This is a genomic window from Streptomyces sp. NPDC018947 (assembly GCF_044390505.1).
Lineage (GTDB): Bacteria > Actinomycetota > Actinomycetes > Streptomycetales > Streptomycetaceae > Streptomyces.
The window spans coordinates 217,348-238,293 of the sequence record NZ_JBIRZD010000008.1 but is presented as its reverse complement, the minus strand read 5'-3'; the positions used below and the strand labels follow the sequence as shown (position 1 = coordinate 238,293).

Annotated in this window: 20 protein-coding genes, 4 pseudogenes and 1 riboswitch; of the genes and pseudogenes, 11 read left to right on the top strand and 13 right to left on the bottom strand. The window is 73.8% G+C overall.

Features of this window, described 5'->3' with window-relative positions; all coding sequences use genetic code 11:
* Nucleotides 1-41: 41 nt before the first annotated feature.
* From ACH499_RS17665 to ACH499_RS17645, 5 genes are read left to right on the top strand one after another with little or no spacing between them, the layout of a single operon-like run.
* The gene (locus ACH499_RS17665; RefSeq protein WP_356204254.1) at nt 42-1,715 is read left to right on the top strand and encodes a glycerol-3-phosphate dehydrogenase/oxidase; all 1,674 of its coding nucleotides are present in this window, start codon (nt 42-44) and stop codon (nt 1,713-1,715) included.
* Nucleotides 1,712-3,265, top strand: coding sequence for an FAD-binding oxidoreductase (locus ACH499_RS17660; RefSeq protein WP_399016714.1), 1,554 nt, complete (start codon nt 1,712-1,714; stop codon nt 3,263-3,265). The genes ACH499_RS17665 and ACH499_RS17660 overlap by 4 nt, the downstream gene beginning before the upstream one ends.
* A gap of 44 nt (nt 3,266-3,309) precedes the next feature.
* On the top strand, nt 3,310-3,972 hold the full coding sequence (locus ACH499_RS17655) for a glycerol-3-phosphate responsive antiterminator (RefSeq protein ID WP_399016712.1): 663 nt from the start codon (nt 3,310-3,312) through the stop codon (nt 3,970-3,972).
* An 8-nt stretch (nt 3,973-3,980) separates the two neighbouring features.
* Complete coding sequence (locus ACH499_RS17650) at nt 3,981-4,283, top strand: putative quinol monooxygenase (protein WP_356204260.1); 303 nt, start codon at nt 3,981-3,983, stop codon at nt 4,281-4,283.
* On the top strand, nt 4,280-5,419 hold the full coding sequence (locus ACH499_RS17645) for a zinc-binding dehydrogenase (protein ID WP_399016709.1): 1,140 nt from the start codon (nt 4,280-4,282) through the stop codon (nt 5,417-5,419). The genes ACH499_RS17650 and ACH499_RS17645 overlap by 4 nt, the downstream gene beginning before the upstream one ends.
* 199 nt (nt 5,420-5,618) lie before the next feature.
* Here the strand turns inward: ACH499_RS17645 and ACH499_RS17640 are convergent, their stop codons facing one another.
* The 5 genes and pseudogenes from ACH499_RS17640 to ACH499_RS17620 form a co-directional block, all read right to left on the bottom strand.
* Nucleotides 5,619-6,398 (bottom strand): SGNH/GDSL hydrolase family protein, encoded by a 780-nt coding sequence (locus ACH499_RS17640; RefSeq protein ID WP_392832381.1) that lies wholly within the window; start codon nt 6,396-6,398, stop codon nt 5,619-5,621.
* Nucleotides 6,399-6,459: 61 nt separating this feature from the next.
* Nucleotides 6,460-7,473 carry a hemolysin family protein gene (locus ACH499_RS17635; protein WP_399016707.1) on the bottom strand — a complete coding sequence of 338 codons (1,014 nt, stop codon included), beginning with the start codon at nt 7,471-7,473 and terminating at the stop codon, nt 6,460-6,462.
* Complete coding sequence (locus ACH499_RS17630) at nt 7,470-8,825, bottom strand: hemolysin family protein (protein WP_399016705.1); 1,356 nt, start codon at nt 8,823-8,825, stop codon at nt 7,470-7,472. The genes ACH499_RS17635 and ACH499_RS17630 overlap by 4 nt, the downstream gene beginning before the upstream one ends.
* Before the next feature lie 109 nt (nt 8,826-8,934).
* A pseudogene (locus ACH499_RS17625) lies at nt 8,935-9,393 on the bottom strand (GNAT family N-acetyltransferase); the annotation flags it as partial.
* A 24-nt stretch (nt 9,394-9,417) separates the two neighbouring features.
* The gene (locus ACH499_RS17620; protein WP_399016703.1) at nt 9,418-10,308 is read right to left on the bottom strand and encodes an LLM class F420-dependent oxidoreductase; all 891 of its coding nucleotides are present in this window, start codon (nt 10,306-10,308) and stop codon (nt 9,418-9,420) included.
* Between the two features lie 74 nt (nt 10,309-10,382).
* On the opposite strand from ACH499_RS17620, the gene ACH499_RS17615 reads away from it, so the two are divergent.
* Together ACH499_RS17615 and ACH499_RS17610 are read left to right on the top strand one after the other, a co-directional pair.
* Complete coding sequence (locus tag ACH499_RS17615) at nt 10,383-10,538, top strand: hypothetical protein (protein ID WP_399016701.1); 156 nt, start codon at nt 10,383-10,385, stop codon at nt 10,536-10,538.
* 4 nt (nt 10,539-10,542) lie between these two features.
* Nucleotides 10,543-10,912: pseudogene (locus ACH499_RS17610) on the top strand (fic family toxin-antitoxin system, toxin component); the annotation flags it as partial.
* A 20-nt stretch (nt 10,913-10,932) separates the two neighbouring features.
* On the opposite strand, the gene ACH499_RS17605 reads toward ACH499_RS17610, so the two are convergent.
* The 4 genes from ACH499_RS17605 to bioB all read right to left on the bottom strand — a co-directional run bounded on the left by ACH499_RS17605 (nt 10,933) and on the right by bioB (nt 15,298).
* Nucleotides 10,933-11,622, bottom strand: a complete 690-nt coding sequence (locus ACH499_RS17605; RefSeq protein ID WP_399016699.1) for a class I SAM-dependent methyltransferase — start codon at nt 11,620-11,622, stop codon at nt 10,933-10,935.
* Between the two features lie 485 nt (nt 11,623-12,107).
* The gene (bioD, locus tag ACH499_RS17600; RefSeq protein WP_356204275.1) at nt 12,108-12,824 is read right to left on the bottom strand and encodes a dethiobiotin synthase; all 717 of its coding nucleotides are present in this window, start codon (nt 12,822-12,824) and stop codon (nt 12,108-12,110) included.
* 1 nt (nt 12,825) lies between these two features.
* The gene (locus tag ACH499_RS17595) at nt 12,826-14,112 is read right to left on the bottom strand and encodes an adenosylmethionine--8-amino-7-oxononanoate transaminase (protein WP_399016697.1); all 1,287 of its coding nucleotides are present in this window, start codon (nt 14,110-14,112) and stop codon (nt 12,826-12,828) included.
* Entirely contained in the window at nt 14,105-15,298 is a 1,194-nt protein-coding gene (gene bioB / locus ACH499_RS17590) for a biotin synthase BioB (RefSeq protein WP_399016695.1), read from the bottom strand. The genes ACH499_RS17595 and bioB overlap by 8 nt, the downstream gene beginning before the upstream one ends.
* A gap of 150 nt (nt 15,299-15,448) precedes the next feature.
* Here bioB and ACH499_RS17585 point away from each other — a divergent pair, with 150 nt between their 5' ends.
* Entirely contained in the window at nt 15,449-16,576 is a 1,128-nt protein-coding gene (locus ACH499_RS17585; RefSeq protein ID WP_399016693.1) for an 8-amino-7-oxononanoate synthase, read from the top strand.
* A 59-nt stretch (nt 16,577-16,635) separates the two neighbouring features.
* Here ACH499_RS17585 and ACH499_RS17580 read toward each other — a convergent pair whose 3' ends face one another.
* Together ACH499_RS17580 and ACH499_RS17575 are read right to left on the bottom strand one after the other, a co-directional pair.
* A complete protein-coding gene (locus ACH499_RS17580) occupies nt 16,636-16,866 on the bottom strand; it encodes a DUF397 domain-containing protein (protein WP_399016691.1) in 231 nt (76 codons plus the stop codon).
* Nucleotides 16,867-16,875: 9 nt separating this feature from the next.
* A complete protein-coding gene (locus ACH499_RS17575) occupies nt 16,876-17,736 on the bottom strand; it encodes a helix-turn-helix transcriptional regulator (RefSeq protein WP_356204284.1) in 861 nt (286 codons plus the stop codon).
* A gap of 213 nt (nt 17,737-17,949) precedes the next feature.
* Here ACH499_RS17575 and ACH499_RS17570 point away from each other — a divergent pair, with 213 nt between their 5' ends.
* On the top strand, nt 17,950-18,456 hold the full coding sequence (locus ACH499_RS17570; RefSeq protein WP_356204286.1) for an ATP-binding protein: 507 nt from the start codon (nt 17,950-17,952) through the stop codon (nt 18,454-18,456).
* On the opposite strand, the gene ACH499_RS17565 is transcribed toward ACH499_RS17570, so the two are convergent.
* Both ACH499_RS17565 and ACH499_RS17560 read right to left on the bottom strand, forming a co-directional pair.
* Entirely contained in the window at nt 18,447-19,091 is a 645-nt protein-coding gene (locus tag ACH499_RS17565; RefSeq protein WP_399016688.1) for a DUF6328 family protein, read from the bottom strand. The genes ACH499_RS17570 and ACH499_RS17565 overlap by 10 nt on opposite strands.
* Nucleotides 19,092-19,213: 122 nt before the next feature.
* Nucleotides 19,214-19,687: a C40 family peptidase gene (locus ACH499_RS17560; protein ID WP_356204290.1), complete on the bottom strand. Its 474-nt coding sequence runs from the start codon at nt 19,685-19,687 to the stop codon at nt 19,214-19,216.
* A gap of 3 nt (nt 19,688-19,690) precedes the next feature.
* Nucleotides 19,691-19,902: riboswitch (cyclic di-AMP (ydaO/yuaA leader) on the bottom strand.
* Nucleotides 19,903-20,280: 378 nt separating this feature from the next.
* Here ACH499_RS17560 and ACH499_RS17555 point away from each other — a divergent pair.
* Together ACH499_RS17555 and ACH499_RS17550 are read left to right on the top strand one after the other, a co-directional pair.
* Nucleotides 20,281-20,428 (top strand): annotated as a pseudogene (locus ACH499_RS17555) (urease accessory protein UreG); the annotation flags it as partial.
* Between the two features lie 29 nt (nt 20,429-20,457).
* Nucleotides 20,458-20,851 (top strand): annotated as a pseudogene (locus ACH499_RS17550) (urease accessory protein UreD); the annotation flags it as partial.
* Nucleotides 20,852-20,946: the final 95 nt, after the last annotated feature.

Sequence of the window (20,946 nt, the reverse complement as noted above, 5' to 3'; positions counted from 1 at the left end):
GACGCCCGGGCCGCCGAACCGGAACACCAGGAGTTGATGTTGTGATCACCATGCCCGCCCGGAAACCGCGGCGCGACGCCGCGGCGACCCGCCGTACGCCCCTGCTCCTCGACCGGGCGGCCCTCAAGCGCCGGCTGGCCGACGACACGTACGACGTGCTCGTCGTCGGCGGTGGCATCACCGGGGCGTACGCCGTGCTCGACGCCGCTTCGCGCGGGCTGCGCGCGGCCCTGGTCGAGAAGGACGACTTCGCCTCCGGCACCTCGTCGAAGTCGTCGAAGATGGTGCACGGCGGCCTGCGCTACATCGAGCAGGGCAACGTCAACCTGGTCCGCCACTCGCTCCTGGAGCGTCACCGCTTCCGCAAGAACGCCCCGCACCTGGTGCACCGGCTGCCGTTCCTCTTTCCGATACTGGAGAAGGAGGGCGTCTTCGACGCCCGGCTGGCCAAGGGCTTCGAAGGTCTGCTGTGGACGTACGACCTGGTCGGCGGATGGCGGATCGGCAAGCTCCACCAGCGGCTCACCGTTCCCGAGGTCCTCGCCCAGGCGCCGACGCTGCGCGCCGAGAACCTCAAGGGCGGGCTGATGTACTTCGACGCCCGCACCGACGACGCCCGCCTCGTCCTCACCGTCGTCCGCACCGCCGCCGCGCTCGGGGCGACCGTCCTCAACGGGGCGAAGGCCGAGGGCCTGCTGACCCGGACGGGCAAGGTGTCCGGCGCCCGGGTCTCGGCGGACGGCGACACCATCGACATCCGCGCCCGAGCCGTGGTCAACGCCACCGGGGTGTGGACCGACGAACTGGACGCGAAGGCGGACGACGGCCACAAGCCGCAGGTCCGGCCCGCCAAGGGCGTCCACATCGTGGTGCCGTGGGACAAGGTGCGGATCAACTGCACGGTCACCGTGCCGATCCCCGGCCGGGCCCGCCGCGCGACCTGCACCCGCTGGGGCAACAGCGTCGTACTGGGCACCACCGACGAGGACTACCAGGGCTCCCCGGACGACGTGCACTGCACCCGCGAGGAGATGGACTTCCTGCTGGAGGGCGCCAACACCGCCTTCGAGGGGAAGCTCACCCCGGACGACGTGGTCGGCTCCATCGGCGGTCTGCGTCCGCTGGTCGGCGGCAAGGAGGGGGCCACCCTGGACATGCGCCGCGACCACCACATCACCATCGGCCGTACCGGCATGGTGACGGTGACCGGAGGCAAGCTCACCACCAGCCGGCACATGGGCGAACTCGTCATCGACAAGGTGATGACGGTGCTCGGGCGCAGAGGGAGGAGCCGCACCACCGACCTCCCGCTCCTCGGCGGCGCCGGCTACGACGCCGAGGCCGTCGCCGCGTCCGGTGGCATCGCCGCGCACCTGGGCGAGCGCTTCGGCACCGAGGCCCGGTTCGTCGGCGACCTCATCCAGGACGACCCCTCGCTGGCCGAGCCGATCGTCGCGGGACTCCCGTACACCAGGGCCGAGGTCGTGTACGCGGCCCGCGCCGAGCTGGCCCGGTCGGTCGACGACGTCCTCTCCCGCCGTACACGCGCCCGGCTGTTCGCCCGGGACGCCTCCGTCGACGCCGCCGAGGCCGTCGGCGCGATCCTCGGCCGGGAACTGAACCTCACGGAAGCGGAGGTGGAGCGCTCGGTCGCCGAGTACCTCGCAGCAGTCCGTCACGAAAAGTCCGTACTCCTCGAAGGGGCAGCAGCATGATCAGCCGTCAGACCATCACCCACCCGTTCAACCGGGGCAACTACACCGTCGGTGCCCCCAGCTTCGCCAAGTGGGCGCAGAACACCCCGGTCGGCGACGGCGCCCCCGCGCTCCAGAAGGACCCGGTCGAGGTTCCCGGGACCGTGGTCGAGGCGCTGCGCGAGGCCGCGCACGCGGTGCACACCTCCCGCGAGGAGGTCGTCACCCGGACCCGTGACTGGTGGGCCGGATCGATGATCGGCGAGACCGAGGGCCGCCCCGCGACCCCGAACGCCGTGATCGTCGAGGCCGCCGACCCCGACCAGGTCGCGGCCGTGCTGCGGATCTGTCACGAGGCCGGCATTCCCGTCACCCCGTCCGCGGGCCGCTCCAACGTCACCGGCGCCGCGCTCCCCGTCTTCGGCGGCGTCGTCCTGGACGTCTGCGGTCTGAACCGGATCATCGGCTTCGACGCCGAGTCGAACATCGTGAACGTCCAGGCCGGCATGTTCGGCGACCTCTTCGAGAAGCAACTGCAGGAGGAGTACGGCGTCACCACCGGCCACTGGCCCTCCGCGTTCGCCGTCTCCACCGTCGGCGGCTGGATCGCCTGCCGCGGCGCCGGCCAGCTCTCCACCCGGTACGGCAAGATCGAGGACATGGTCGTCGGCGTCGACGTCGTGCACGCCGACGGCACGCGGGCCACCTACGGCGACTACGCCCGCGCCGCGGTCGGACCGGACCTGCGCCAGCTCTTCGTCGGCTCCGAGGGCACCCTGGGCGTCATCGTCTCGGCCCGGCTGCGGGTCCACCCGCTGCCGGAGTACGCCTCCGCCGCCGCCTACGGCTTCAGGACGTTCGCGGAGGGCCTGGACGCCTGCCGCAGGATCATGCAGCGCGGCGCCACCCCGGCCGTCCTGCGCCTGTACGACACCCTGGAGTCGGGCACCCACTTCGGCCACCCGGAGACCAACCTCCTGCTCATCGCCGACGAGGGCGACCCGGCGATCGTCGACGCCTCGATCGGGGTGGCGAAGGAGATCTGCGAGGAGTACGGCCCCGAGCTGGACAGCCGGGCCGTCTTCGAGCGCTGGCTGGACGAGCGGATGCTGGTCGGCAAGTCCGCCGACGGCTTCACGCCCGGTCCGGGCTTCGTCGCCGACACCCTGGAGATGGCCGCGTCCTGGACCGACCTCCCGGTGATCTACGACGAGGTGGTCGCCGCCATCCAGGGGGTGGACGGCACCCTGGCCGCCTCGGCCCACCAGTCGCACGCGTACACCGACGGCGCCTGCGTCTACTTCTCGCTCCGCGGGAACGTGGCGCCCGAGTCACGCCGCGCGTGGTACCGAGCGGTGTGGGACGCGGCCAACGCCGTGCTCGTCAAGCACGCCGCGGCGCTCAGCCACCACCACGGCTGCGGTCTGCTGCGCGGCCCCTACCTGGAGGAATCCCTCGGCGCGGGCTTCGCGACCTTCGTCGCGGTGAAGAACGCCCTGGACCCGGCCGGCATTCTCAACCCTGGCAAGCTGGGCCTTCCCAGCCCATTCGGTACCTCTCCGCTGAGCTGACCTCAGCCGCCACGGAACCCTTGATCCCCAGGTAGGCCCTTGCCATGACCTCTTTCCCGTCCCGATCAGGCGCCGCACTCGACCCCCGGCTCGCGTCCGTGTTCGCCGAGGTCCCGGTCGTCGCGTCGGTCGTCGGCACCCAGCCGCTGCGGCAGTTCCTGACCGCGCCGGCCAGGGTGTGCATCGTCGCGTCGCTCGCGGTGGGGCAGCTTCCCCAGGTCGTGCCGGCGCTGGGCCGGGCCGGGAAGACCGTGTTCGTGAACGTGGACAGCAGCCCCGGTCTGGCCCAGGACCGGGGCGCGCTGGAGTTCATCAAGAACATGGGTGCCCACGGCGTGGTCAGTACCCGGCTCTCGCTGATAGAGAAGGGGCGGCCACTCGGCCTGCTGACGATGATGAAGGTGTTCGTCACCGACCGGTCCAACCTGCGCCGCTCCACGGACGCGATCTCGCGCGGGGCGCCGGACCTGGTCGAAATCATGCCCGCTCCGATCGTCGCCCGGATGAGCGCGCAGGCACAGCGCGCGATGTCCCCGTCGGTCGCCGCGGGCTTCGTGGAGACCCCCGCGGACGTGGCGCTCGCGCTGGCCCTCGGGTCCGTCGCCGCCGCCACGTCCGACCCCCGCCTCTGGCACCTGCGCCGGGACGAGGTGCCGCCCGTCCCGCCCTCCGCCCTGAAGAGGCCCGCCGCACCACCCCAGGAGTGAGACCTCCCATGTCATACGTCGTCGTCGCCCGTTACCGCACCAAGGAGGGCGAGGAGAACACCGTCCTCCCCCTGCTCGACACCATGGCCGCCGCCTCCCGACAGGAGCCGGGCAACCTCGCCTACCGCGTCCACCAGGGCACCGAGGACCCGCGGACGATCGTGCTGTACGAGGAGTACGCCTCCGAAGCGGACTTCGCCGCACACTGCGCCACCCCGCACTTCCAGGACATCGTTCTCGGCACGGTGGTCCCGTTGCTGGAGACCCGTGAGGTGCTGCGCTGCGCCCCGCGCCCGGAGGTGCGGGCATGAAGACCCGTGCGGTGGTGCTGCGCGGCGTGTCCACGGCCCGCCCCTACGGCGACACCCGTCCGGTGGAGGTGGAGGAACTGGAGCTGGGCGCCCCGCGAGAGGGCGAGGTGCTGGTGCGGATCGCGGCCGCCTCGCTCTGCCATTCGGACCTCTCGGTCGTCAACGGCGACCGGGTCCGCCCGCTGCCGATGGTGCTGGGCCACGAGGCGGTGGGCGTCGTCCAGGACACCGGACCGGGTGTCGGCCGGGTCCGCCCCGGTGACCACGTGGCTCTGGTCTTCGTGCCGAGCTGCGGCTTCTGCGCCGACTGCGCGGCGGGCCGGCCCGCCCTGTGCGCACAGGCGGCCGCGGCGAACGGATCGGGTGCGCTGCTGCACGGCCCGTCGCTGCTGACCGACGCCTCCGGTGCCCGGGTCCACCACCAGCTCGGCGTCTCCGCGTTCTCCGAGCACGCCGTGCTCGCCCAGGAATCGGTGGTGCCGATCCCGAAGGACATCCCGTTCACCGTGGCCTCCATGTTCGGCTGCGCGGTGCTGACCGGCGCCGGAGCCGTCATCAACACGGCGGCCCTGCGCCCCGGCCAGTCGGCGGTGGTCTACGGCCTGGGCGGCGTGGGTCTGTCCGCGGTGCTGGGCGCCCGTGCGGCGGGCGCGTATCCGATCGTCGCGGTCGACCCGGTCCGGGAGAAGCGCGAGCTGGCCCTCCGACTGGGCGCGACCCACGCGTACGCGCCCGGCGAAGCGGTCGAGAGCATCCGGGAACTCACCGGAGGCGGAGCCGAGCTGGCGGTGGAGGCGGTGGGCAGCCCCGAGGTGATGGCCCAGTGCCTGACGGCCTTGGCCCGGGGCGGCAAGGCCGTCTCGGTGGGCCTGCCGGCCCCCGGCCGGGTGCTGGAGGTCCCGGCCCTGGCGTTCGCGGGCGAGGGCAAGTCCCTGCTCGGCTCGTACATGGGTGACGCGGTTCCGCGCCGCGACATACCCCGATTCCTGGACCTGTGGCGGGCCGGTCTGATGCCGGTGGAGCGGATGCACACGGGCACCCTGCCGTTGGCCGACATCAACGCGGCGATGGAGGAGCTGGCTTCGGGCCGGGCGATCCGTCAGGTGATCGACGCGTCGGGCATGCTGGCCGCCTGACGCGGCCCGCCCGGCCGGCCGACGGCGTCCCCTCCCGGCCACCGCGGGGGTGCCGTCGGCCGGCAGCCGCGCTTCCCGAGGCGCCCGGCCCCGGTTCGCCCCACGAGGCTCCGCGCGTCCGGGGCCACCGGGCCGGGGCCGAGGGCCGGCTCGGGGTCGTTCGTCGGATGGCACGAAGGCCCCGCCGGGCGGCCGCGGGTCAGGCCAGGTCCTCGAAGGGCAGCAGCTCCGGGCGCTTGGGCGGCAGGCCGTCCCCGGAGGAGCGGCCCGTCAGCCGGCGGCCGATCCAGGGCAGCAGGTGCCGGCGGGCGAACCGGACGTCCTCGGTGCGGCGCAGCAGCCAGCCCGGCGGCGGCGTCGCCGGCATCGGCGTGTGCCAGCCGGGGTCCTCCGGCTCGTGGCCGAGCGCCTGCCACACGGCCTCCGCGACCCGGCGGTGCCCCTCGGCGGTCAGATGGAGCCGGTCCACGTCCCACAGGCGCGGGTCGGCGAGCGAGGGCGCCGCGTACAGGTCGACGACCACGGCGCCGTGCCGGGCGGCGAGGTCGTCGATGACCTCGAACAGCGCCTCCATGCGCGGCCGGAACCGCTCCAGCACCGGGCCCTGGCGGCCGGGGCTGCGCATCAGCACGAGCTGCTCGCAGTTCGGCGCGAGCCGCTCCACGGCCTGCGTCAGCAGATCCCGCACCCGCCCCATGTCGCACTTGGGCCGCAGGGTGTCGTTCAGTCCGCCGACCAGCGTGATCACATCGGCGCCCATGGCAGCGGCGACGTCCACCTGCTCGTCGACGATCTGCCCGATCAGCTTGCCGCGCACGGCCAGGTTCGCGTACCGGAAACCGGGCGTGCGGGCGGCCATCCGCGCGGCGAGGACGTCGGCCCAGCCCCGGTAGGAGCCGTCGGGCAGCAGGTCGGACATGCCCTCGGTGAAGGAGTCGCCGACGGCGACGAGGCTGGTGTGGGTGGGATTCGTCTGCATGGCGACAGAAATGGTAGCCCCTGGCACATACCCGCCGGTCGGTCGCCCCCGCGGTGCGGGTTCAGGGGCGCCGCCCGAACAGCTCCCTCAGCACGTCCTCCATGGTCACCAGCCCCGCCAGCCGCCCGTCGGAACCGAGCACCGCCGCCAGGTGCGTGCGGCTGCCCCGCATCGCGGTGAGCACGTCGTCCAGCGGTGTGCTCTCCCGCACCCGGGCGATGGGCCGCATGTCCCGCAGCCGGAACGGCAGATCCCGCGGGGAGGCGTCCAGGGCGTCCTTGACGTGCAGATAGCCCACGATGCGCCGCCCGTCGTCCACCACCGGGAAGCGGGAGAACCCGGAGTCGGCCGACAGCCGCTCCAACTGCTCCGGTGTGATGCCCACGCGCGCGTGCACCACGCGTTCCAGCGGCAGCACCACGTCCCGCACCGGCCGCCGCCCCAGCTCCAGGGCGTCGTGCAGACGCTCCCGGGCCCGGTCGTCGATCAGGCCGGCCTCCCCGGCGTCCTTCACGATCTCGGCCAGCTCCGCGTCCGTGAAGGTCGCCGCCACCTCGCCCTTCGCCTCGACCCTCAGCAGCTTCAGCAGCGTGTTGGCGAAGGCGTTGACCGTGAAGATCACCGGCCGCAGCGCCCGGGACAGCCCCACCAGCGGCGGCCCGAGCAGCAGCGCGCTGTGCACCGGCTCGGCCAGCGCGATGTTCTTCGGCACCATCTCGCCGAGCAGCATGTGCAGATACGTCGCGAGCGCCAGCGCGATCACGAAGGACACCGCGTGCCCCGCCCCGGCCGGCACGCCCACCGCGTGGAACACCGGCTCCAGCAGATGCGCGATCGCCGGCTCCGCGACGATGCCGAGGACCAGGGTGCACAGCGTGATACCGAGCTGGGCCGCCGCCAGCAGTGCCGACACGTGCTCCAGCCCCCACAGCACGCTCTTCGCCCGCCGGTCGCCCTCCTCGGCGTACGGCTCGACCTGGCTGCGGCGCACCGAGATCAGCGCGAACTCGGCGCCCACGAAGAAGGCGTTGACGACGAGCGTCGCCAGACCGATCAGCAGTTGTACGGCGGTCACCGTCCTCCCTCCCCGTCCTCGGCGTCGCCGCCGCCCGGAGGGTCGTCGTCGAGCGGCGCGTGCAGCAGCACCCGCGCGGCCCGGCGCCCCGCGGCGTCCACGACGTCCAGCCGCCAGCCGGCGACCTCCACCGTGTCCCCGACGGCGGGAATGTGCCCCAGCCGGGCCGCGACCAGCCCGGCGACCGTCTCGTAGGGGCCCTCCGGCACCCGCAGGCCGAGCCGGGCGAGCCGGTCCACGCGGGCCGCGCCGTCGGCCCAGTACAGCGCGTGGCCCTGCTCGTCGGTGCCCGCCGGGTCCAGCTCGGGCGCCTCGTGCGGATCGTGCTCGTCGCGGACCTCGCCGACGACCTCCTCGACGATGTCCTCCAGTGTGGCCACGCCCGCCGTCCCGCCGTACTCGTCGATGACCACGGCCATGGTGCGCCGCCCGGACAGCCGGTCCAGGAGGCGGTCGACGGTCAGCGTCTCCGGGACGAGCAGCGGCTCGCGCATCAGCTCGGCCACCGGCACCCTGGGCCGACGTTCGGCGGGCACCGTCAGCACGTCCTTGACGTGGGCCGTCCCCACCACCGTGTCCAGGCTGTCCCGGTAGACCGGGAACCGGGACAGCCCGGTCGCCCGCGTCGCGTTGGCCACGTCCTCGCAGGTCGCCCGCCAGTCCAGCGCGACGACCTGGACGCGCGGGGTCATCACGTTCTCCGCCGTCAGGTCGGCGAGGTTCAGGGTCCGCACGAACAGCTCGGCGGTGTCCGGCTCCAGCGCGCCCTCCTTCGCGGAGTGCCGGGCGAGCGCCGCCAGCTCCTGCGGCCCGCGCGCCGACGCCAGCTCCTCCGCGGGCTCCACGCCGAGCCGGCGCACGACGCGGTTGGCCGTGTTGTTCAGGTGGGTGATGAAGGGCCGGAACGCCGTGCTGAACCAGCTCTGCGGACCGCCCACCCGCCGGGCGACGGCCAGCGGCGAGGAGATCGCCCAGTTCTTCGGCACCAGCTCACCGACGATCATCAGGAAGACCGTCGACAGGGCCGTGCCCAGCACCAGCGCCAGCGAGGACGCCGCCGACCGCGACATCCCCGCGCTGCGCAGCGGCCCCGCGATCAGCGCCGCGACCGACGGCTCGGCGAGCATGCCGACCACCAGGTTGGTGACGGTGATGCCGAGCTGCGCCCCGGAGAGCTGGAACGTCAGATTCCGTACGGCCTTCAGGGCGCTCGCCGCACCCCGCTCGCCCCGAGCGGCGGCCCGCTCCAGCTCACCGCGCTCCACGGTGGTCAGCGAGAACTCGGCGGCGACGAAGGCGCCGCACGCGAGCGAGAGCAGGATCGCCACCAGCAGCAGGAGCACTTCGGTCATCGGGTCACCTCGATTCCATGATCGGACAGGACGTGGAGGTTCGCGCGATGTCGTGCGCCGCGGCATGTGCCCATGCGCCGGTGCCCACCGCCTTCCCCGGGCGCGGCCGTCAGCCGGTGAGGGGCTTGACCCAGCGCCGCCACTGCTCCTCGGGCGCGTACCCGGCGGCCCGCCACGCATGCTGCGCCTGTTCGTTGCGCACCAGCACCATCGCGTCCGCGCGCCGCCCGCCGAGCCGTACGAAGCGCTCCCCGGCGGCGTCGAGCAGGGCCGAGCCGATGCCCCGGCGCCGGTGGTCGGGGTGCACCGCCAGCCGGTACAGATGGCAGCGCCAGCCGTCGAAGCCCGCGATCACCGTGCCGACCGTCTCCCCGCCCAGCTCGGCGAGGATCAGCGACTCGGGGTCGCGGGTGATCAGCCGCTCCACCCCGTCCCGGTCGTCGCTGATGCTCGTGCCCTCGGCGGCCGTCTTCCAGAAGGCCAGCACGGCGTCCAGGTCCTCGGGGCCGGCGGCCCGTATCCGCAGCTCACTCATGCCGCGATCCCACCACGCGCGCCGGGCGGCCCGTCGGGAATTCCGGCATGCGGACCGTCAGCCTGCGCGCAGTGCCCGCATCACGGGGGCGAAGGCCTCCATGTACGGCTCCAGCACCGTCAGGTACGTGAACCCGTACCGCTCGCGCTGCGCCCGTACCTGCGCGGTGATCTCCTCCAGGGTGCCCAGCAGCACGATGGGCAGCTCCAGCGCCTGGTCGTCGGTCAGATGCGGCACGTGCTCCAGCAGGGGGCGGACGGCGGCCTCGCGGTCGTCGGTGACGACCACCATCTGGATGAGCAGGTTCAGCTCGGCCGGCTCCTCGCGGTCCGCCGCCAGCTCCCGGTACCGGGCGACGCGCTCGTCGAGCTCACCGGCCGTGATGGGCGCGAGCTTCCCGGTCGCGTGCCCCGACACCGTACGGCCGCCCGTGAACGCGGCGATGTCGGCGTGCCGGGCGGTCAGCTCCAGCATCCGGTCGCCGTTGGCACCGATCAGCAGCGGCACCCCGGCCCGCTGCTCGGGCCGCGGCTGGTACTCCTCGTCGGCGAGCAGCCGCTCCAGCTCCTCGACCGTGCGCCGCAGGTGGTCCACGCGTTCGCCGGGCGAGCCGAAGGGCAGCCCCGCCGTGTCGTGCTCCGCCCGCACGTAGCCGGTGCCGAGCCCCAGCTCGAGACGCCCGCCGGTCAGGGCGTCCGTGGTCGCCACCTCCCGGGCGAGCAGCGCCGGGTTCCAGAAGCCGGCGTTGAGCACGAACGTGCCCACCCTGGGCCGCTCCGTGGCCCGGGCCGCCGCGACCAGCGCCGGGAACGGCGCGACCATGCCGAGGTGGTCCGGCACCAGGATCACGTCGTAACCCAGTTCCTCGGCCCGCCGGCACTTCGCGCTCCACTCCCCGGCCGGGGCGGAGGCCATCATGTTGACTCCGAAGCGGAACGGACGCGACATGAACTCTCCTCGCAGGCAGGTGACTTCGGACCCGGCGAGTCAATCACCCGGGACCGCGCACCGCCAGCACGGCGGTGCCCGCGCCCTCGCCGAGCGTCAACCGGTACATCGAGGAGCCGGTGCGCCAGGACACCGACGAGGCCGGGCACACCTTCGTGGAGGCCGCCGCGGACTTCACGCGGCAGTACGAGAAGGTCGTCGCCGAGGAGGCCGGCGGGAGCCGCCGCTGAGCCCTTGAGCCAACTCACCGTCGACCTCTCCCGGCTGCCGATGCTCGCCGAGCAGCGCCCCCCGGGAGACCCGCGGGCCACCGGCTGGGACGCCCTCGTCGCCGCCGTCGCCCGCCACCGCGCCGATATGCGGTGTCCCCGTCCACGACGGCCCGCACTCCCGCGCCGCGGCGCCGCTGCGGCTCCTCGTCCGCGTCCCCGCGCCGGAGCGCTCCGACGCCCTGTTCGCCTCCGCGGTCGCCTACGCCCGTCCGGTCGCCGGCGGACTCCAGGTGACCACCACGCCCGAGCGGGTGCGCCACCTGGCCCTGCTGGTCAAGAGCGGCGAGGCGTCGGTCGAGGACATCGCCCGCGAACTGCGCCGGTGGAGCGTGTGGCGCACCGCGTACCGGACCTACGCGGCCGTCCCGGACGGTCGCCAGGCGGCGCCCAGGACGCAGTACGACATCGGCAGCACCGGTCCCTTCTCGGGCATCATCATCCGCCGGTACGGGCCCAGGGTGAACCCGGCCTCCCGCAGTGACCCGATCGGGTCCCGGGACACATGGCAGCCCCCGGCCAGCGGCGGCCACACCGTACGGTCCATGGCCCGCTGGGTGAAGGTCATCAGCCGCCCGCCGCCCCGCCCGTGCTCGAAGAACCGCAGCTCACCGCCGGGCCGCAGCACCCGCCGCAGCTCGCGGAGCGCCTGCGGCACGTCGCGGACGCTGCACAGCACCAGCGACACCACCGCCGCGTCGAAGCCCTCGCTCTCGACCGGCAGCGCCTCCGCCGTACCCGGCACCACGTCGACCGGGACCGGGGCTCGCCGCGCGGCCTCCGCGGCGAGCCGGCGCAGGGAACGCTCGGGTTCGACGGCGACGACCTCCGAGACGGCGCCCGGATAGTGCGCGAAGTTCAGGCCGTTGCCCGCGCCGACCTCGATCACCCGCCCGGACAGCCCGGCGAGCAGCCGCTCGCGCACCCGGGCCACGCCCATCCGGGTCTCGGCGGTGACGCTGGCCCGGGCGTAGTACCGGGCGAACAGCGGGTGGTGCACGGCGTCCTGCGGCACGGCGCGGGAGCGTACGGATCGCGACGGCATGGGACCTCCCTCACGGGGCGACGCCTTACGGCGATTGTCCCCCGCCCGGGCCTCCCGCACCTGCCCACGGCCCCCCACCTCGCCCACCGGTCCGGCCCCGCACCGCCGGACGAGCACGCCTGCGCGACGGCGGACGGCCCGTTCCGTGTGCCGGGCCCGTTCCCTCTACGGGCTCATCCCGCGCGCCCGGCCCGCTGCCGCCGAGGGACGGACGCCGCCCGGCCGGGCCCCGTACCCGCCGGTGGGCCGACCGGGGGCGCCCCCGTACGGGACGCCGGGAAGCACCGAGCACCCTGTGACCTCCGCCCCCGACAGCCGCCCGCCGGCCCCGTCGGGCCTCCCGCGAGGGGGCCGCAGGCGTCCGCCCCAGTCCACGAGGCAGGCCCAGGGCCCGGGACAGGACAGCCGGCAGCGCGGAGCGCCTCACCGACCGCCCCGCCCGCGCCCCCGGCCGGGGCTCCGCGGTCACCGCCCCCGAACGCCCCTCACGCCCCCTCCCGGGCCCGGAACGCCTCCGCGTCCCACGTGCCGTGCAGGCGCGGGGCCAGCCAGTGCGGGGCCGCGGAGCGGAAGGCGGCCGGGGCGAGGGCGCCCGCGCCGGCCGGCAGAGCGCCGAGCAGGGGCGCCCCGGAGACGGCCGGCAGGTCCGCCACGTTGCAGCGGGAGGCGAGGTCCGGCTCCTCGGGCCAGCTCCCGATCACCACGCCCGCCGGCTCCAGACCGCGCGCACCCAGCTCACGCGCCGTCAGCTCCGTCGTGTTCAGGGTGCCGAGCCCCGCCGACGCCACCACCAGCACGGGAGCGGACAGCAGGGCCGCGACGTCCGCCAGGCTGCCGCCCTCCTCGTCGAACCGGACGAGCAGCCCGCCCGCCCCCTCGACCAGCACCAGGTCGTGCTCGGTGGCCAGCTTGCCCGCGGCCTCCGCCACCTCCCCGGGACGCACCGGGGCACGCCCGGCCCGTCGCGCGGCCGTGCCCGGCGCCAACGGCTCGGGATAGCGGGCCACCTCGGCGGCCGTGACGGCGCCCGCGAGGCGCGCGACCTCCTGGGCGTCCCCGCGCTCGTCGGGCCCGACGCCCGTCTGCGCCGCCTTCAGCACGGCCACCGACCGGCCGGCCGCCAGCGCCGCCGCGGCGACGGCGGCGGTCGCCACCGTCTTGCCGACCTCCGTGCCCGTCCCCGTGATCACCAGTACCGGCATCTCATCCCTCCCGTGCCGCCGCGCACACCGCGCGGGCGATGCGTGCCACGTCCGCGTCGCCCGTGACGTACGGCGGCATCGTGTAGATCAGGTCGCGGAACGGCCGCAGCCACACGCCCTCGCGCACGGCAGCCTCGGTCGCCGCCCGCATGTCGACGGCGTGGTCGAGCTGCACCACGCCGATCGCGCCGAGCACCCGTACGTCCGTCACGCCCGGCAGCGCGGCGGCGGGCGCCAGCCCCTCGCGCAGGCCCGCCTCGACGCGCTTGACCTCCGCCGCCCAGTCCTGCCCGAGCAGCAGCCCGATGGACGCGCAGGCCACGGCGGCGGCGAGCGGGTTGCCCATGAACGTCGGCCCGTGCGCGAGCACCGGGACCTCGCCCCGGGAGATGCCCTCGGCCACCCGCGACGTGCAGAGCGTGGCCGCCATCGTCAGATATCCGCCGGTCAGTGCCTTGCCCACGCACATCACGTCCGGCGTCACCTGCGCGTGGTCCGCCGAGAACAGGGCGCCGGTGCGCCCGAACCCGGTGGCGATCTCGTCGAAGACCAGCAGCACGCCGTGCGCGTCGCACGCCTGGCGCAGCACCCGCAGATACGCGGGGGAGTGGAACCGCATCCCGCCCGCGCCCTGCACCACCGGTTCGACGATCACCGCGGCCAGCTCGTCGGCGTGCCGCTCGATCACCGACGCCAGGTGCTCGGCGTACGCCTCGTCGTACGCGGCGGGCGGCGCGTCCGCGAACACCTGACGGGGCAGCACCCCGCTCCACAGCTCGTGCATCCCGCCCTCGGGGTCGCACACCGACATGGGCTGCCAGGTGTCGCCGTGGTAGCCGCCGCGCCAGGTCAGCAGGCGCCGCTTGTCGGGGCGGCCCAGCGAACGCCAGTACTGGAGGCACATCTTGACGGCGACCTCGACGGAGACCGATCCCGAGTCGGCGAGGAAGACGTGCTCGAGCCCGTCGGGGGTGATGTCGACGAGCAGCTTGGCCAGCCGCACGGCGGGCTCGTGGGTGAGCCCGCCGAACATGACGTGGCTCATCCGCTCCATCTGCTCGCGCGCCGCCTCGTTCAGCACCGGGTGGTTGTAGCCGTGGATCGCCGACCACCAGGACGACATCCCGTCCACCAGCTCGCCCGAGCCGCCGGCCAGGCGCAGCCGCACCCCGCTCGCCGACTCCACGACGAGCGGGTCCTGCCGTCCGGGCATGGGTCCGTACGGATGCCAGACGTGCCGCCGGTCGAGGGCCAGCAGCTCGTCCACCGTCAGCGCGGGCTCAGGCATTGGGCGCGAGGTCCGTCCCGGCGCCACGGCGGCGGACGGTGACCAGGTCGGTGCGGGCCCCGTTGGCGGGAGCCTCGGTCACGGGGGCGGATCCACAGGCCCCGCCGCCCTCGGCAGGGGCGGAACCGGCGGAACCGCAGGCTCCGCCGCTCTCCTGCGAGCCGCAGCCGCCCCGGTCCGCCACCCGGTGCTCGGGCAGGGTCGTCTCGCCGGCGCCCTCCACCTCGAAACCGGCGTCCGCGATCATGTCCAGGTCGGCCTTGCCCGCCTGGCCCTCGCTGGTGAGGTAGTCACCGAGGAAGATCGAGTTGGCCAGGTGCAGCGCCAGCGGCTGCATCGTGCGCAGGTGCACCTCACGGCCGCCCGCGATGCGCACCTCCACGTCCGGGCAGACGAAGCGGACCATCGCCAGGATGCGCAGGCACCGCTGGGGGGTCAGGTTCCACTCCTTGGCCAGCGGCGTCCCCTCGAACGGGATCAGGAAGTTGACCGGCACCGAGTCCGGGTCCAGCTCACGCAGCGAGAAGACCACGTCGACCAGGTCCTCGTCGCTCTCGCCCATGCCCGCGATCAGCCCCGAGCAGGCGGACAGACCGGCGCCGTGCGCCTTGTTGACCGTGTCCACCCGATCGGCGTACGTGTGCGTCGTCGTGATGTCGCCGTACGTCGACTCCGAGGTGTTGAGGTTGTGGTTGTAGGCGTCGGCGCCCGCCTCGCGCAGCCGCTCCGCCTGGCCGTCGGCGAGCAGCCCCAGGCAGGCGCACACCTCGACGTCCTCGTTCTGCTCCTTGATGGCCCTGATCGTCTCGGAGACCCGGTCCACGTCCCGTTCGGTGGGCCCGCGCCCGCTGGCCACCAGGCACACCCGCTTGGCGCCACCGGCCACGCCCGCGGCGGCGGCCTCGGAGGCCTCGTCGGGCTTCAGCCACGTGTACTTGAGGATCCCGGCCTTGGAACCGAGCCGCTGCGAGCAGTACGAGCAGTCCTCGGGGCACAGGCCCGACTTGAGGTTCACGAGATAGTTGAGCTTCACCCGCCGGCCGAACCAGTGCCGGCGCACCTTGCCGGCCGCGGCCACCACATCGAGCAGGTCGTCGTCGGAAGTGGCGAGGACGGCCAGCGCCTCCTCGCGGGTCGGCGACTCGCGCCGAAGCCCCTTGTCCACCAGCGTGTTCAGCAGGTCCATGAGAGCCGATCCTGTCCTACGGGGCCACCCGGGGCCAAGGAGAGTTCGCACAACAGTGACAGATCACTGTGTGGGTATCGCCACACCTCGCACGGCCCGTCGTGCCGCTAGTGTCTGTCCACTGCCTACAAAACTCCGGAGGACCGACGCATGGCGTTCGGCTGGATCGACGAGCAGGCCGGGGCACGCCGCCGGGCCGGTCTCGTACGGGTTCTGCGGCCCCGCCCGGCCGACTCGCCGCTGCTGGACCTGGCGAGCAACGACTATCTCGGCCTGGCCCGGCATCCGGAGGTCACCGAGGGCGCGGCGCGGGCCGCGCGCGTCTGGGGCGGCGGCGCGACCGGCTCCCGGCTCGTCACCGGAACGACGGACCTGCACGCCGAACTCGAACGCGAACTGGCCGCCTTCTGCGGCTTCGAGGCCGCCCTCGTCTTCTCCTCCGGCTACGCCGCCAACCTCGCCGCGGTGACCGCGCTGGCGCCGCACGGCTCCCTGGTCGTCTCCGACGCGGGCAACCATGCCTCCCTGATCGACGGCTGCCGACTGGCCCGGGGCACCACCCAGGTGGTGGCGCACGCCGACCCCGAGGCGGTGCGCAAGGTGCTGGCGGCGCACGAGGGGCCCGCCGTCGCCGTCTCCGACACGGTCTTCTCCGTCGACGGCGACGCCGCTCCGCTGGCCGGGCTCGCCGAGGCGTGCCGGGAGCACGGCGCCGGGCTGGTCGTCGACGACGCCCACGGCCTCGGCGTCCTCGGCGAGGGCGGCCGGGGAGCCCCGCACGCGGCGGGGCTGGCGGGTGCCGACGACGTGGTCGCCACGCTGACCCTGTCCAAGTCCCTGGGCAGCCAGGGCGGCGCCGTGCTCGGCCCCGCCCGGGTGATCGAGCACCTGGTGAACGCGGCCCGGACGTTCATCTTCGACACCGGGCTCGCCCCCGCGGCGGCGGGCGCGGCCCTGGCGGCCCTGCGGCTGCTGCGCCGTGAGCCCGAACGGGCGGCGCGGGCACGCGCGGTGGCGGCGGGACTGCACGCGCGCCTGACCGCCGCGGGCCTGGACGCGGTACGTCCCGACGCCGCGGTGGTCTCGGTGCGGGCCCCCTCTCCGGAGGAGGCCGTCCAGTGGGCGGCCGACTGCCGTGCGGCCGGCCTGTCCGTGGGCTGCTTCCGCCCTCCCTCCGTGCCCGACGGTGTCTCCCGGCTCCGGCTGACCGCCCGCGCGGACCTCTCCGCGGAGCAGATCGAGCGCGCTGTACGGGTGATCGGCGAAACGCGGCCATGAGTCGGCGTGGCACGGCCGTGCTCGCGCGACGCACCCGGTGAGCGGCGTGGCGGGCCGGATCAGCCGTCGTGGAGAGCGGCCGTGAACGACGCCCAGCTCCCGGGGGAGAAGAGCAGCGCGGGCCCGGCCGGGTCCTTGGAGTCGCGCACGGCGAGCAGCCCGGCCCAGGGCCCGGCCGACGGACGGGTCGTCTCCACACAGTTGTTGGCTCCGGTGCTGTAGCTGCTGCGCAGCCACCGCACGTCTGGCAGTTCGGTACACGAGGGGACGTTCCGTGGAGGTGCGGACATGGTGCCTCCTTACGCGCCGGCCGCTGTCGCGGCGATGTAGTCCGACGATTCCTCGGGCGAAAGGGCGTGGTGCACAAGGGCGTTGAAGGCCTCGGTGTAGGCCTCTAGGTCTTCTTTCCGCTCGAGGTGGAGGCTACTCGTCAAATGGTCGAGAACTACCACGTCGAGATCAGAAGTGTTCGGAAATGAAAAAATTACGAAAGGACCGGTGACCCCGATGTGGGCCCCGGCGGCGAACGGCATCACCTGGAGGCGGACATGGGGCAGCCGCGCGGCCTCCACCAGCCGTTCGAGCTGGCGGGCCATCACGCCCGGACCGCCCACCTCCCGGCGCAGCACCGCCTCGTCGAGGACCGCGTGCAGCGCCAGCGGAGGATCGGCCCGCAGCACGTCCTGGCGGGCCAGCCGCACCTCCACCAGCGTGTCCAGCCGCTCCTCGGGCAGTCCGTCCACCGCCGCCCGCGTCACCGCGAGGGCGTACTCCGGCGTCTGCAGCAGACCGGGGACGACGGTGGTCTCCAGCGTGCGCATCGCACTCGCCTGGGACTCCAGGCTGATGAAGTCCCGGTACGTCGGGGGCAGTACGCCGCGATAGGCCTGCCACCAGTGGTGCCGGCCGCCCGTGCCGTCGGATCCCGCCAGCACCGCCAGCAACTCCCGCAACTGCGGATCGTCCACGCCGTAGGCGTCCAGCAGCAGGCGCACATCGGCCGGTTTCGCCCCGCTCGTCCCGGTCTCGATCCGGCTGACCTTCGACTGGTGCCAGCCCACCAGCCGGGCCGCCTCGCCGCTGGTGATCCCCGCCGCCGTGCGCAGGGCGCGCAGCTCCGCACCCAGTTTCCGGCGGCGCACCACGGGACCGTGCTGCATGGGCCACTCCTTTACTCCTTATGAGCCGCCCAAAAACGGTCTGCCGTCGCAGAGTTCACCGCTTCGAGCGACAGATATATGCATATCCCGGTGGATCGCCGCCCTTCAGCGGGTCGTGATGGCAGTCTGGCGGTGAAGCACCAGTCCGGGACCGTACTCGAACCATCCGCTCCGTGTCGGCCTGCGGTCCCGTGGGAAAGGGACGACGTCGCCATGGCAGACCACCTGGAAGCATCCGTCACTCTGCCGAGCGATCCCGCCTCGGTGGCCGCCGCCCGCACCTACGCCATGGCCACGCTGGCGGAGTGGGGCCTGCCCGCGGACGCGGAGATGGCCGAGACCGTCCGGCTCATCGTCTCGGAGCTGGCCACCAACGCGGTCCAGCACACCTTCGGCCAGTCACCCACCTTCACGGTGGACCTCGTCCTCGAACGGGACGAGCGGCTGCGCGTCGGCGTCACCGACAGCCACCCGCGCTTCCCCAAGCGCCTGCCCGCCGCGGTGCAGCAGGACAACGGCCGGGGCATGGTGATCATCCGCTGGCTGACGGCGGAGTTCGGCGGCAGGCTGCGGGTGCGGCCCACTCGCGAGGGCGGCAAGACCGTCTCCATCGAACTGCCCTGGACGGCGCCGGACGGTCCGGTGACGGCGGAGCCCGCTGTCACAGCCGTGGGCCGGCCCCGGAGCGAGCCCGCTGGGGGAAAGAACCCTCAGCGGTGAGGCGCCGGCGGCATCCGGCGCGCGGCGGCCGGTGCGCGCCGGGAGGCGGCCGGCGTACGGCGTGCCGGGACCGGCGCACGGCGGGGCGCGCCGCGCCGGGCCGAGGCGGCGGAGTCCGACGCGTCCGGGCGCCGTTCCCCGGCGCGGCCTCGGCCGCTCAGATGGGTCCGCCGGACCAGATGGGGGAGCAGCCCCCACAGGCCCAGGCAGACCGCCAGGGTCGCCCCGCCCGCGGCGAGTCCGCCGGCCCGGCCGGTGGTCACGTCGACGACGAGCATCACCGCACCGGTGAACGCGAGCACCAGCACGCCGAGGCCCACCGTGGCGAGCCGCGACGACACCCGCACGATGCGCGGCTTGGCGCCCCGCTGGAAGAGCGAGCGGTGCAGCGCGGCCGGGGCCGTGAACAGCGCCGCGGCGAGCACCGCGAGCAGCAGCGTGGTCACGTAGACGGCGCGCTGGACCGTGTCCAGCTCGGGGAAGCGCGAGGTGAACGCCAGGGACAGCAGGAAGGCGAAGAGGATCTGCACCCCGGTCTGGGTGACGCGCAGCTCCTGGAGCAGCTCGACGAAGTTGCGGTCGGCGCGCTCCAGCGGGGTCTCGTTGCGTGCGGTGCAGCGACGGTGCTCGGCCATGCCCTCACGGGTAACCGCCGAGCGCCGCGCCACTCCTGTGCGCACGCATCCGCCTCACGCCCTGCTGCCGGACGCCCGGGGAGGTGACGGCGCGTCAGGGTGCCGCCGACTCCCCGGGAGGGTCACTTCACCCGGCCGTACCAGACGCTCTTGGTCCAGATCTTCTGGAGCCGTACCACGTCCCCGGTCTTCGGGGCGTGCCAGATCTTGCCCTTTCCGGCGTAGATGCCCACGTGGTACACGCTGCTGCCCGAGTGGAAGAACACGAGGTCTCCGGCCTTGCGGCTCTTGGCGGAGATGTGCCGGGTCTTGTTGTACTGCTGCGCGGCGGTGCGCGGCAGTTTCTTGCCGGCCTTCTTGAACGAGTAGAGGGTCAGCCCGGAGCAGTCGAACCGGTTCGGCCCGGTGGCGCCCCAGGCGTAGGGGGAGCCCTTCTTGGAGGCCGCGATCTTGAGGGCCTTCGTCGCATGGGTGGCCGCGGCGGCCTCGCCGGCGGCACCGGGAACCACGAGCGAGCCACCCACCGCGGCGATGGTGAGGGCCGAGGCGGTACCGGCACGGGCCATGAGCGACGGGACACGATTGAGCGCAGTCATGCGCAACCCTTCGTCAGCCGCCTGTGAAGGATGACCTGTCGGATTCGGGCTGGCGAAGTTGCCCGGCCGCGTGTGCGGCTTCACCCCAAGGGCTGCTCGGCCCGGCCGTGGCGTGACCGTTCCGGCGACCCGTCGTGCTCGGGTCCTCCACTCCTGCCGATCCACTCCTGTCGACCGGTCGTCCGGGCGGCGGCAGGACTCGGCGTCCGCCCGGACCGCCCCGCCGCTGCGGCGGGGGCTTGTCGTCAGTAACGGATCTTGGCTCATGGAAGTCGGAAAATCCCAACGGAACGGGGCACTTGTGTTGTTACTCACCGCTCGGCCGTTCGGGTGGACACCTGCCCGGCCGGCTCTCCGCCCCGCGCGGCGCCGACGCCCGGACCAGCGGCGGAATGAGTAATTCCGCCAGCCGAGGCGCGGAGTGCGCAAGCTCGGCGAGCGGGAAATTCGAGGTGTTCCTACGCCGAAAGGGGGTAGGCCGAATGGCCCGTTTCCGGCCTTGGGTCGAGAACGTCCGGGGAACGGGAAGAAGGTGTGCGGCAGCGCGCGAAGACGTCGGAACGCGTCGCGGGCATGCGAACGGTCTGCCGCCGGTCCCCCGCAAGGGCGGCCCCGGCCTCTCCACCGCCGACCTGTTCATCGTCGACAAGACCGACCTCGCCCCGCGTCGGCTCCGGCCTCGCCCGGATGGCCGCCGACGCCGAGGCGCAGCGCGGCGAACCACCCGTCGCCCCGCAGTCGAGGGCGGTTGATCTCCGCTGAACCGCGGCGACCTCCGGGTGGCCACCTTCGCCGAACTCGCGCCCACGGCCGGGCTCGTGCTGCGCGAGGAGCAGGTGCTCGGCCGGGCCGGGGAGGAACCGGGGCGGCTCACCAGCCGTCTCTCCGTACGGATCCACGGCTGGCTGGTCCTCGACCGGAACCGGCCTGCGGGCCCGCCGTCCCCGGGCGGCTGACGGCCCCGCCGGACCGGCCGGCCGGTCCGCCGTCGGCCAAGTCGCCGTCGAACGACCGCGGTTCGCGACCGGTCCGCCGGCCGCCCGCCCGACCGGTCGGGGAGCGGCCGCCATGCCGCTCGCGGGGCCGGCTGCGCTGGACACGGCCGTGGCCCCGGACGCGCGGCGGCTGCGACGGCTGCCGGACGGGGCGCTGGCCTCGATGGACCGAGCCCGCCGACGGGCGGACACGAGTCTCCGTTTATCGGATTGGCAAAGAAGTGGCGCCTCCCCTGTTCCCGGGGAACGCACAGCCGCGAGGAT

Coding starts and splice junctions, on each gene's coding strand:
- ACH499_RS17660 (WP_399016714.1), top strand. CDS start 1,712: ATGATCAGCCGTCAGACCATCACCCACCCGTTCAACCGGGGCAACTAC.
- ACH499_RS17655 (WP_399016712.1), top strand. CDS start 3,310: ATGACCTCTTTCCCGTCCCGATCAGGCGCCGCACTCGACCCCCGGCTC.
- ACH499_RS17650 (WP_356204260.1), top strand. CDS start 3,981: ATGTCATACGTCGTCGTCGCCCGTTACCGCACCAAGGAGGGCGAGGAG.
- ACH499_RS17645 (WP_399016709.1), top strand. CDS start 4,280: ATGAAGACCCGTGCGGTGGTGCTGCGCGGCGTGTCCACGGCCCGCCCC.
- ACH499_RS17640 (WP_392832381.1), bottom strand. CDS start 6,398: ATGCAGACGAATCCCACCCACACCAGCCTCGTCGCCGTCGGCGACTCC.
- ACH499_RS17630 (WP_399016705.1), bottom strand. CDS start 8,825: ATGACCGAAGTGCTCCTGCTGCTGGTGGCGATCCTGCTCTCGCTCGCG.
- ACH499_RS17620 (WP_399016703.1), bottom strand. CDS start 10,308: ATGTCGCGTCCGTTCCGCTTCGGAGTCAACATGATGGCCTCCGCCCCG.
- ACH499_RS17605 (WP_399016699.1), bottom strand. CDS start 11,622: ATGCCGTCGCGATCCGTACGCTCCCGCGCCGTGCCGCAGGACGCCGTG.
- bioD (WP_356204275.1), bottom strand. CDS start 12,824: ATGCCGGTACTGGTGATCACGGGGACGGGCACGGAGGTCGGCAAGACG.
- ACH499_RS17595 (WP_399016697.1), bottom strand. CDS start 14,112: ATGCCTGAGCCCGCGCTGACGGTGGACGAGCTGCTGGCCCTCGACCGG.
- bioB (WP_399016695.1), bottom strand. CDS start 15,298: ATGGACCTGCTGAACACGCTGGTGGACAAGGGGCTTCGGCGCGAGTCG.
- ACH499_RS17585 (WP_399016693.1), top strand. CDS start 15,449: ATGGCGTTCGGCTGGATCGACGAGCAGGCCGGGGCACGCCGCCGGGCC.
- ACH499_RS17580 (WP_399016691.1), bottom strand. CDS start 16,866: ATGTCCGCACCTCCACGGAACGTCCCCTCGTGTACCGAACTGCCAGAC.
- ACH499_RS17575 (WP_356204284.1), bottom strand. CDS start 17,736: ATGCAGCACGGTCCCGTGGTGCGCCGCCGGAAACTGGGTGCGGAGCTG.
- ACH499_RS17570 (WP_356204286.1), top strand. CDS start 17,950: ATGGCAGACCACCTGGAAGCATCCGTCACTCTGCCGAGCGATCCCGCC.
- ACH499_RS17565 (WP_399016688.1), bottom strand. CDS start 19,091: ATGGCCGAGCACCGTCGCTGCACCGCACGCAACGAGACCCCGCTGGAG.
- ACH499_RS17560 (WP_356204290.1), bottom strand. CDS start 19,687: ATGACTGCGCTCAATCGTGTCCCGTCGCTCATGGCCCGTGCCGGTACC.